At 51.6% G+C, this 2400-nt stretch carries 3 protein-coding genes; all 3 read left to right on the top strand.

Annotated elements, in window-relative coordinates; translation table 11 throughout:
* Positions 1 to 93: 93 nt before the first annotated feature.
* Positions 94 to 858 carry a phosphatidylglycerophosphatase B gene (gene pgpB, locus RTY00_RS23565; RefSeq protein WP_008106519.1) on the top strand — a complete coding sequence of 255 codons (765 nt, stop codon included), beginning with the start codon at positions 94 to 96 and terminating at the stop codon, positions 856 to 858.
* A 128-nt stretch (positions 859 to 986) separates the two neighbouring features.
* Positions 987 to 1292, top strand: a complete 306-nt coding sequence (locus RTY00_RS23560) for a LapA family protein (protein ID WP_312666578.1) — start codon at positions 987 to 989, stop codon at positions 1290 to 1292.
* 6 nt (positions 1293 to 1298) lie between these two features.
* Positions 1299 to 2400 (top strand): lipopolysaccharide assembly protein LapB (gene lapB / locus RTY00_RS23555; RefSeq protein ID WP_312666577.1); only part of this gene is annotated, 1102 nt, incomplete at its 3' end.

The raw sequence follows: 2400 nt of genomic DNA, 5'->3' as shown, positions 1-2400 counted from the left end.
GCACAATTATCCAAGCCGCAATAGGTATGTTATTCTTTTTTCAGCTAAAGTTATGCACAACGCACGTAGTAATGCGGATCTAAAAGGAAGCGAATGTTAAAAATCATTCAGCGCACCACTTTAGGGGCGTTTTTATTGTTGCTCATGCCGTTGGGCGTATGGATATCCAACTGGCAATGGCAACCAGGGGAAAGTGGCAATCTACTTCGCGTGTTGTTTTGGATGACGGAAACCGTCACCAATCCGTGGGGCATTCTCACCAGTATCATCCTCAGCGCCTGGGTGTTGTGGTGTTTACGCTTTCGGCTTAAACCCGCGATTCTGCTCATCCTTATTATGAACGGCGCAATTCTTGCCGGTCAGTACACCAAATCCACAATCAAAGAGCAGGTGCAGGAACCGCGCCCGTATGTCATCTGGCTAGAAAAAAGTCATGGCATTAACGGTGATGAGTTTTATCAGCTGCATCGTCAGCAGCGTGGCGAAATGGTCGCAACTTTGCTGGCCAACGATACCCAGCTGCCGCAATGGTTGAAGAATCACTGGGCGTTTGAAACCGGCTATGCGTTCCCGTCTGGGCACACCATGTTTGCCGCCAGCTGGGCGCTGTTAGCAATCGGCTTATTATGGCCGCGCCGCCATTTCGCCACGGTTGCTGTATTATTTGTTTGGGCTACCGCGGTGATGGGCAGCCGGTTAGTGTTAGGAATGCACTGGCCGCGTGATTTAGTGATGGCAACGCTGATATCCTGGTTGTTGGTCACCGTTGCCACTTTACTTGCGCAGCGTTTCTGCGGCCCGCTCACCATCCCGCCGGAAGAGCATCGTGAGATCGCGCAACGTGATGATGGATTGTAATTACGCTATTCGTCCCCATATGATTGATTGTGCTTGCAGAAAAAAGCGCTATCAGATGTGGGGATAAGCAGCATCGACGGCGGTTTTTTGGCATACTTCTATTGGATAACCTCTCGACAGGACGCATTGTGAAATATTTGCTTATTTTTCTCGTGGTATTGGTCATTTTCATCATCTCCGTCACGCTCGGAGCGCATAACGACCAAGTCATCACCTTTAACTATCTGCTAGCGCAGGGCGAATTCCGCATTTCAACACTGCTCGCCAGCTTGTTTGGCGCTGGATTCCTGCTGGGATGGGCAATTTGTGGCCTGTTCTGGTTACGCTTACGGGTTTCGCTGGCTAATGCGCAGCGTAAAGTTAAACGTATGCAGGCACAGAATGAACAATCAACCGCAGTGACCACATCACCAACTGCCAGCCGTCGGGATTAATTTTCGATGCTTGAATTGCTGTTTCTGCTTCTTCCTGTTGCTGCGGCGTATGGCTGGTATATGGGCCGCCGCAGTGCACATCAGGATAAGCAACAGGAAGCGAACCGCCTGTCGCGTGATTATGTGACTGGGGTTAATTTCCTGCTCTCCAATCAACAGGACAAAGCGGTTGATCTCTTTCTCGACATGTTGAAAGAGGACAGCGGCACGGTTGAAGCACATCTGACGCTCGGCAACCTGTTCCGTTCGCGCGGTGAAGTTGATCGCGCCATTCGCATTCACCAATCTTTGATGGAAAGCGCGTCGCTCAGCTACGAGCAGCGCTTACTGGCGATCCAGCAACTCGGGCGTGATTACATGGCGGCGGGATTGTACGATCGTGCCGAAGATATGTTCGGGCAACTAGTGGAAGAGACCGATTTCCGTATCGGTGCGCTCCAGCAATTGTTGTTGATTCATCAGGCAACCAGCGACTGGCAAAAAGCCATCGAAGTGGCGGAAAAGTTGGTTAAGCTCGGCAAAGACAAACAGAAAGGCGAAATTGCCCATTTCTACTGTGAGCTGGCGTTGCAGGCATTAAGCAGCGACGACCTTGATCGGGCGATGAGTTTGTTGAAGAAGGGCGAGTCAGCCGATCATCAAAGTGCGCGCGTCTCCATCATGATGGGCCGCATTTTGATGGAGCAGGGCGAGTATGCGAAAGCCGCCAGCCGACTGCAGCGCGTACTCGAGCAGGATAAAGAGCTGGTGAGTGAAACCTTACCGATGCTGGAAACCTGCTATCAGCGGCTGAACCAGCCTGAAAACTGGGCGCAATTCTTACAACGCTGTGTCGATGAAAATACCGGCGCCGCAGCAGAGCTTTATCTCTCCGATATTCTCGAGCAGCAGCAGGGCCCGGAAGCGGCACAGCTGTATATCAATCGCCAGTTACAACGTCATCCAACCATGCGCGTGTTCCATCGTTTAATGGACTACCACTTACACGAAGCGGAAGACGGACGCGCGAAAGAGAGCTTGATGGTGCTGCGCGATATGGTTGGTGAGCAAATCCGCACTAAGCCGCGTTATCGTTGCCAAAAGTGTGGCTTCACTGCGCATGCACTTT

The sequence above is a fragment of the Pantoea sp. CTOTU49201 genome, assembly GCF_032054795.1.
Classification (GTDB): Bacteria; Pseudomonadota; Gammaproteobacteria; order Enterobacterales; family Enterobacteriaceae; genus Pantoea; species Pantoea symbiotica.
This window is presented reverse-complemented; position numbering and strand designations above follow the sequence as displayed.

What these genes read in the sequence shown, in the direction of transcription:
- pgpB (WP_008106519.1), top strand. Translation starts at nt 94, where the DNA reads ATGTTAAAAATCATTCAGCGCACCACTTTAGGGGCGTTTTTATTGTTG.